Below are 7,758 nucleotides of genomic sequence, written 5' to 3'. Positions count from 1 at the left end.
TCAACCATTATGATGTGGATAAACAGACACAAAACGATTGGTATTCAGCCTTGGAATGCAGAAAAAAAGACCCTCTTGGGCTGAACGAAATTGACATTGACATTTGGGAATCGGATTCTGATTTATTTGCGACCGGGTCAGAACGGGTCAACAACCACCATGACTGGCTTGAAGAGTTCCTACAAGGATAAACCAGTTGTCATGACATAAGTATTTTACGGTTAAAATGGCAACATACGCAGGTTAAAGTGGCGCTTACCTGAAAAGCCAGGCTGCCATTTCCCGGCCATTCTTAAATGCTGATATATCACCAATCGCAGTAAACAGTGCCGTAGCACTGAGCAACCCAATGCCGGGTATGGTGAGCAAAAGTCTGCTGGCTTCATTATTGGCTGCAATGGTTTCGAGCTTATGCTCAAGCTTTTCGATTCGCTTATCCAGATGTGCCATTTCTTCATACAGTTCACTGAGGAGTTCACGAAACAGCACTGTTAAACCGTTTTCAGCATCTTCCAGAACCAGTGGGATCTGTTTACGGATATAGGATATTCCCTTTGGAATAATGACTCCGTATTCCATTAACACCCCCTGACCTGGTTACCCAACGCTGTTCTTCTGGCCACTGCCTGACTCTGTGCAGGCTCTGAATATCCTGCTGCTCAATCGTTTTGGTTGGTACAAAACGCATGCTACCCTGGGCATGCTGCTGATCGCCTTTACCCTGTTCAGGCCAGACTTCTGGTGGGACAGGATTTACCCTCCCTATGAAACCCATGAAGGCCGTAACATTGTTGCCCACGTTGAAGCACTGCCGGACCAGGCTGATGCACGCCTGTGGGTAGCAGGAGAAACCCTGGAAGGTAAACCGGTTAATCAGATGGTTATTCTCCCCGCTGGTGACCAGGCCACGGCTGATGACCGGTTCCGCCACATGGGGCTGGAGGTTCTGGTTGATGGGGATGACCTGACCATCGATATGGTTGACTTCAACTGCGAGGCCCAGCAGGCCGGTATTGATTTTGACTGGCAGATTTATCGTATGGAAGTTCCGGCAGAGCGACTGCCAAAACAACTGACCTGGATACCCGCCTTTATTCTGCTGTTGTTCATTTTCCTTGGGCAAAGACGCCGACAGGGCCAGTGCAACTAAGGAATTGTCGTGGAATAAGTTCCGCATGGCAGAAAGCCGGTTGTTTTACTCCGCTGTCATTCCCTGTGCAGGATGACAGCGGAGTGAGCCGGTGGGTTTTCCCTGCCTACGATGGAGGATTTTTGGCAAGGGCAAAGAGTATGTAATTTCAGTGTCCGGGTTGAAATTTCATGTCATTGCAACGAATCAATAGATCTAAAAGTTTTTCCTCCGCCGGGTCATTGCCTTTCCAATGCTCTTTCAGCAGGAGTTTATTCAAGAGTTCCATAACACAGCATTCCACATGAGCAGCATCGTTTATTATGCCTTTGCCTGAATGCCTCTTGGCCAGGTAATCCAACGTTTGCAGATTGATGGGATTGTCCTTGACAGCCTGGTCATCGCTGGGACCTGACCAGCCCTGTCTCAGGCAGGGTATCCTCAGGAAGGTTATTGCGTCAGCAAATTCAGGTAAATTGCCCTGTTTGTCCATCTTTTGGAGGTGGCCCATCACCTCCCGGACCTGCTCTTCAGGTATGGTGGCTCCACAACGTAAACCGTTGGCATAATCCGCCCGATCAATACTGATTCTCAGGCTCTGGTCATTTATGGACTGGTTTTCCATTGGCTGCGCTTCGGCCGGTCTTTCAGGCAAGCTGGCCGCCCCGGATGGATCACTGGTGCTGGAAACCTGTCTCTCTATTACCGGCGCGGTGGCAGGCGGTAGTGTTTGCCCATCTCCTGAAGTCCGGGGTAAGGCCCGCCATGAAGGTACTATTGTTTGTTCTACTTCTGTTTGTTCTACTTCGTAACCTGCCATCTGGCCCTGTTGTGCCGCGGCGGGTGTGGTGGTGTGGGGAGGGTGTCCTGAAACTGGCCCGGAAGAAGAAGCAACATTTAAGGAAGTTGATATAGGCATTGCCATTGTTTTTAGTCTCCTGCTTGGAGTAAATAACCATAATTTGTTGAATACACCCGGAAGCAGTCCGGATAATCCGTACTATTAGACAAGATGAATTTGAGTAAAGTTCAAACCGGCACAAGAGGAACACCTTAGGCCTACCTTTCGCGACAACCTCTCACCCATGGGAATCAACACCCCTGACTTGCTGTCAATGCAAAATACCGGAAGACAGTTACCTTTCCCAATGGTGGCACAGCGCTGAAGTCCGGGCTGCTGATGCATTATCACAACCGGGTCATTATCAAAGTTACAAAGCGGCAGGAGTGATTACTGAAGATGCTGTATCAATAGACGGTATCGCCAGAATACTCAGTATTCCGGTGGACCAGATTCGTCGGGCAGGCCCTCCCTTTTTAGCCGGAATCAAACATATAAGCCGCGATTAGTGCTTCAGCGATTTATCCAAAACAGAACATCAGGCAGGTATTTGTAGCTCTTTATCATAGGCGAAATGTCGGAATTATTTCAGAACAATTATTTAGTTTAGATATCACAGAAAAATGAACCTCTGCACAGAACAGCGGTCTGCTTTATTATATTTTCCTGAATTAATGAAATATAATTATGCATAGAACCCCTGCTGCTAACGCCAGGCCAGGTAATTATTACAACCAACCGGATAACCAAGCCGCTTCTTCAAGGCTTGGGCGATATAGACATGACACAGTAAGACAGTGGGATAATCCTTATCGCACTATCCCGTGGCGTAATGAATTTTACCCTTCTTCTGGCGCATACACTTCTCAATATCTACAGTGTCGTTCAGTAACCCCTGCTCAAGATTTTAATGCCCTTGTCAACCCAGAAATAATGGATGATCTGTTGAGTAAATCTGATCGTTTCGCTCATCGCTATGATGGGAGAAATCATGGTCAATTTGCCATTACCATTAAAAAATACGCGTCAGCTTCTAAAAGACCGTTAAATCGAGCGGAACAAAGCCAGCTGATGCGTTTTCTACAAAATTTTACAGTAACACGGAGCTGGAATTGGCGAAGCCTGGCGACAACACTTCATTCATTTACTTCAGCCGGTGTTTTTACCCCTCATCACCCCATGGATGAGCGTGTCAAGCTTACTCAAGCTGCCTTATTGTCAACGCTTCTTGATGCAATAGTATTCAAGTGCCACCAAAAACCTGGGGCCAGGGATATTGACACCCAGCAAATCGCCAACCTGCTGTGGGCCATGGCGAAACTGGTGGACAACGGGCAGGAGCTGACACCAGGGCTCAAAAAGGCCGTGGCCGCACTGTTGCCCAATGTGAACGCACAGAAAGACCAATTTATTGCTCAGGGTATCGCCAACCTGCTGTGGGCCATGGCGAAACTGGTGGACAACGGGCAGGAGCTGACACCAGAGTTGACAGAGGCTTTGGCCGCGCTGTTACCTCAAGTAAACGCACAGAAAGCTAACTTTAAACCACAGGAAATCGCCAACCTGCTGTGGGCCATGGCGAAACTGGTGGACAATGGGCAGAAGCAAACACCTGAGCTCAAAGAGGCCGTGGCCGCGCTGTTGCCCCACGTAAACGCACAGAAAGTTAACTTTAAACCTCAGGAAATCGCCAACCTGCTGTGGGCCATGACGAAACTGGCAGACAACGGCCAGGAGCAGACACCAGAGATCAAAGAGGCTGTGGCCGTGCTGTTGTCCCACGTAAACGCACAGAAAGCTAACTTTAAACCTCAGGAAATCGCCAGCCTGCTGTGGGCCATGGCGAAACTGGTGGAAAACGGGCAGGTGCGGACACCAGAGTTCACAGAGGTCGTGGCCGCGCTGTTGCCCCAAGTGGGCGTACATAAAGACCAATTTATTCCTCAGGCTACCACCACCCTGCTATGGGCCATGGCGAAACTGCCGGGCAACGTGCAGGAGTGGACACCAAGGCTCAAAGAGGCCGTGACCGCACTGCTTCCCCGGGTGAACGCACAGAAAACCAACTTTAAACCACGGGAAATCGCCAGCCTGCTGTGGGCCATGGCGAAACTGGCGGACAACGGGCAGGTGTTGACACCTGAGTTCAAAGAGGCTGTGGCCGTGCTGTTGCCTCACGTAAACGCACCTAAAGCTAACTTTAAACCACAGGAAATCACCAACCTGCTGTGGGCCATGGCGAAACTGGTGGACAACGGGCTGGAGCGGATACCAGGGCTCAAAGAGGCCGTGACCGCACTGCTTCCCCGGGTGAACGCACAGAAAGACCAATTTATTCCCCGGGCTGTCGCCAACCTGCTGTGGGCCATGGCGAAACTGGTGGACAATGGGCAGAAGCAAACACCTGAGTTCAAAGAGGCCGTGGCCGCACTGTTGCCCCACGTAAACGCACAGAAAGTTAACTTTAAACCTCAGGAAATCGCCAACCTGCTGTGGGCCATGGCGAAACTGGCAGACAACGGCCAGGCGCAGACACCAGAGTTCAAAGAGGCTGTGGCCGTGCTGTTGTCCCACGTAAACACACAGAAAGCTAACTTTAAACCTCAGGAAATCGCCAACCTGCTGTGGGCCATGGCGAAACTGGCAGACAACGGCCAGGAGCAGACACCAGAGTTCAAAGAGGCTGTGGCCGTGCTGTTGCTCCACGTAAACGCACAGAAAGCTAATTTTAAACCACAGGAAATCACCAACCTGCTGTGGGCCATGGCGAAACTGGTGGACTATGGCCATGAGTGGACACCAGAGTTCACAGAGGCCGTGGCCGCGCTGTTGCCCCAAGTGGACGCACAAAAAGACCAATTTATTCCTCAGGCTATCGCCAACCTGCTGTGGGCCATGGCGAAACTGGTGGAAAACGGGCAGGTGCGGACACCAAAGTTCACAGAGGCCGTGGCCGCGCTGTTGCCCCACGTAAACGCACGGAAAGCTAACTTTAAACCACAGGAAATCACCAACCTGCTGTGGGCCATGGCGAAACTGGTGGACAATGGGCAGAAGCAAACACCTGAGTTCAAAGAAGCCGTGGCCGCGCTGTTGCCCCACGTAAACGCACAGAAAGCTAACTTTAAACCACAGGAAATCACCAACCTGCTGTGGGCCATAGCGAAACTGGTGGACAACGGGCAGGTGCAAACACCAGGGCTCAACGAGGCCGTGGCCGGGCTGTTACCCTGCGTGAACGCACAGAAAGACCAATTTATTCCTCAGCATATAGCCAACCTGCTGTGGGCCATGGCAAAACTGGTGGACAACAGGCAAGAGCAGACACCAGATCTCAACAAGGCCGTGGCCGTGCTGTTGCCCTACGTGAACGCACAGAAAGACCAATTTAGTCCTCAGCATATCGCCAACCTGCTGTGGGCCATGGCGAAACTGGTGGACAATGGGCAGGTGCGGACACCAGGGCTCAACGAGGCCGTGGCCGTGCTGTTACCCTACGTGAACGCACATAAAGACCAATTTATTCCTCAGAATATAGCCAACCTGCTGTGGGCCATGGCGAAACTGGTGGACAATGGGCAGGTGCGGACACCAGGGCTCAACAAGGCCGTGGCCGTGCTGTTACCCTACGTGAACGCCCATAAAGACCAATTTATTCCTCAGCATATAGCCAACCTGCTGTGGGCCATGGCAAAACTGGTAGACAACAGGCAAGAGTTGACACCAGATCTCAACGAGGCCGTGGCCGTGCTGTTGCCCCACGTGAACGCACAGAAAGACCAATTTATTCCTCAGGCTATCGCCAACCTGCTGTGGGCCATAGCGAAACTGGGTGAATTCGTTGAGCTGAACGTGGTTACCTCTACGTTCGAATCGCTTGTCTGCCAAATCAGTGAAAACCCTCAGCTCTCTCAGCAAGACATATTAATGTCTCTCTGGGGAGTAATGGCATGCTGTGCCAGGTTGTCTCTGGTCCCCAATGCCAATAAAAATAACGTGTTTGAAAAGCACATGGATGACCTGTTTACCCGCATGGAAAATACATTCCCGGACAATGAAGGAGAGCAATCCATCATTGCCATGGCCGCAAGTTGGCTTGGGAAACCTTGTCCATTCGTCCCCCACCATTACCGGACAACCATGTCAAAAACTCAAACCGCTTTCCACGATCAACTCAAATCACGCATTCCCTCTTTGAGGATTGAAAAAGAAAAAAGTCTGAACACATTACATCCGGTAAACCTGCTACTGCCAGATCACAACATTGTGATTGAAGTTCAGGGACCGTCGCATTACGTGGGTGGTGATTTCAAAACCAGGAATGGCTCGACACTGCTTAAAATCGCACTGCTGCAAAAATCAGGATTTGAGGTCATTGAAATCCCTGTTAGCGAGCTTGGGAACCGGGATTCCATGAAACGATGTATTGATCACATAAAGACCAGGGTAGCCACCCAGCTGCCGGGGCGTGCCTCTGCAGCGCTTAAAAGAAGGCGGGCAGATGAGGCACACATGACTACCGATAAAGGAAGGCAACCCTCAGATTACTTTCACTTAACCGCCGAAGAACATTCAGAAGAGCAAACCGGCAAACCAAAACGTAAAAAAGGAAGAGAAACAAATGAAGACCATTGATGATCATTGCGACCACAGTCTGTCCAATGGTGACATTGCGTGCATCATTCAAACCAAATACCTTCATGGCTAAACAAAAGCATCATAAACTGACAGAACCCACAGGAATGGGCACCAGCATTTCCTGCAGGTTTACCTTGCCAGTGTCGTCATACCCCCTGAAGCGCTTCTCACTGATCACCGCAAACCCTCTTTGCTCAAGGCTCAAGCACTTGTTTTGCCAGGGGTGATTTCAGGGTTTGCTGGGTTAATGTGCCAAGGCTCATAAGTATCCCTTCGGATTGCAGTCGTTGCACCTCTTCGGCGATGGCCTCTTGTGTTGCCATGCTGAGCAGACTGAAACCCTGGCGACATTGCATCTTTTCCAGCCGGGTCATCCCTGTTGGCACCCGGACTTGCCTGAGATCATGGAAGCTATTATGGATGCCACGGGGAATCCCATTTTGCCGGTCAGTATTGCAGTCTTTATGGTCAGGGCTGGAACAGGTGTGAATGCCTGCACGGCTGGCAATAAAACGCCGGACATTATCATCCAGATAGTTTTCCATGTTCAAAGCTCACAAAGCTGGGGTCAAAAGCTGGGGTCAGGCCTTTCATTGGGCAAATATTTTGTCTATCACTATAAACGACAAGTATTATGAAAAATGAAAGACCTCCCCCTGATTTTATTCTTTTCTTCCGTTCTTCCGGATAAACGTTCACTGCCTTGGATTTTCTTCTTTTCTTACGTTCTTTCGGATAAACGTTCACTGTATTGTATATCTTGTGTTTCTTGTGAAAATCGGTCACGTACCTGACTTTTGGATTTAACGACATACGTCTTGTTAAAAAAATTCTGTTTTTTGTGGAACTTACCCTGCTGATTTTTTGTCCTACTCGAAGTTTTGAGTCAAATAGCGGGCTAAAGTAATGAATAGTGTCGGTGTAAACGGGGCAGATGTTCGCTTTAACTGTTCTTCTATCTGTATAAATGACGAACATATCAGAGGGCAATTTGGTGGACACTCACTGGTGGAAACCTCTTGCAAACCACAAGGTCACGTTTTCCACCTGGGATGCATCACCCGACACCTTGATGAGCAGAGTGAAACAAGTCTTGATCAACGCCTATGCAGTGAATGCGAGCAAACGGCACTGCCACTGATTCGTAAGG

General features: G+C 49.8%; 9 protein-coding genes. 4 read left to right on the top strand and 5 right to left on the bottom strand.

The genetic code is table 11. The features are described 5' to 3' along the window. Nucleotides 1–191 (top strand): hypothetical protein (locus J7438_RS24245; RefSeq protein ID WP_209278632.1); only part of this gene is annotated, 191 nt, incomplete at its 5' end. Nucleotides 192–255: 64 nt separating this feature from the next. On the opposite strand, the gene J7438_RS24240 is transcribed toward J7438_RS24245, so the two are convergent. After that, on the bottom strand, nt 256–579 hold the full coding sequence (locus J7438_RS24240) for a transposase (protein ID WP_209278631.1): 324 nt from the start codon (nt 577–579) through the stop codon (nt 256–258). A 55-nt stretch (nt 580–634) separates the two neighbouring features. Here J7438_RS24240 and J7438_RS24235 point away from each other — a divergent pair, with 55 nt between their 5' ends. After that, nucleotides 635–1,150 (top strand): DUF3394 domain-containing protein, encoded by a 516-nt coding sequence (locus J7438_RS24235; protein ID WP_209278630.1) that lies wholly within the window; start codon nt 635–637, stop codon nt 1,148–1,150. A gap of 148 nt (nt 1,151–1,298) precedes the next feature. Here J7438_RS24235 and J7438_RS24230 read toward each other — a convergent pair whose 3' ends face one another. Continuing rightward, nucleotides 1,299–2,054: a hypothetical protein gene (locus tag J7438_RS24230; RefSeq protein WP_209278629.1), complete on the bottom strand. Its 756-nt coding sequence runs from the start codon at nt 2,052–2,054 to the stop codon at nt 1,299–1,301. A gap of 603 nt (nt 2,055–2,657) precedes the next feature. Here J7438_RS24230 and J7438_RS24225 point away from each other — a divergent pair. Continuing rightward, nucleotides 2,658–6,605: an RAP domain-containing protein gene (locus J7438_RS24225; RefSeq protein ID WP_209278628.1), complete on the top strand. Its 3,948-nt coding sequence runs from the start codon at nt 2,658–2,660 to the stop codon at nt 6,603–6,605. A gap of 82 nt (nt 6,606–6,687) precedes the next feature. Here J7438_RS24225 and J7438_RS28020 read toward each other — a convergent pair whose 3' ends face one another. Genes J7438_RS28020 through J7438_RS24215 form a run of 3 tightly spaced genes read right to left on the bottom strand, consistent with a single transcriptional unit; the run spans nt 6,688 to nt 7,394 of the window. Then, nucleotides 6,688–6,813: a hypothetical protein gene (locus J7438_RS28020; protein ID WP_286196897.1), complete on the bottom strand. Its 126-nt coding sequence runs from the start codon at nt 6,811–6,813 to the stop codon at nt 6,688–6,690. After that, nucleotides 6,803–7,153: a hypothetical protein gene (locus J7438_RS24220; RefSeq protein ID WP_209278627.1), complete on the bottom strand. Its 351-nt coding sequence runs from the start codon at nt 7,151–7,153 to the stop codon at nt 6,803–6,805. Before J7438_RS24220 ends, J7438_RS28020 begins: the two co-directional genes overlap by 11 nt. Then, a complete protein-coding gene (locus tag J7438_RS24215) occupies nt 7,134–7,394 on the bottom strand; it encodes a hypothetical protein (protein WP_209278626.1) in 261 nt (86 codons plus the stop codon). The genes J7438_RS24220 and J7438_RS24215 overlap by 20 nt, the downstream gene beginning before the upstream one ends. A gap of 120 nt (nt 7,395–7,514) precedes the next feature. Here J7438_RS24215 and J7438_RS24210 point away from each other — a divergent pair. After that, the coding region (locus J7438_RS24210; protein ID WP_209278625.1) for a hypothetical protein at nt 7,515–7,758 on the top strand (244 nt) is incomplete at its 3' end.

The organism is Thalassotalea sp. G20_0, assembly GCF_017744175.1.
Taxonomy (GTDB): Bacteria; Pseudomonadota; Gammaproteobacteria; order Pseudomonadales; family Endozoicomonadaceae; genus Endozoicomonas.
This window is presented reverse-complemented; position numbering and strand designations above follow the sequence as displayed.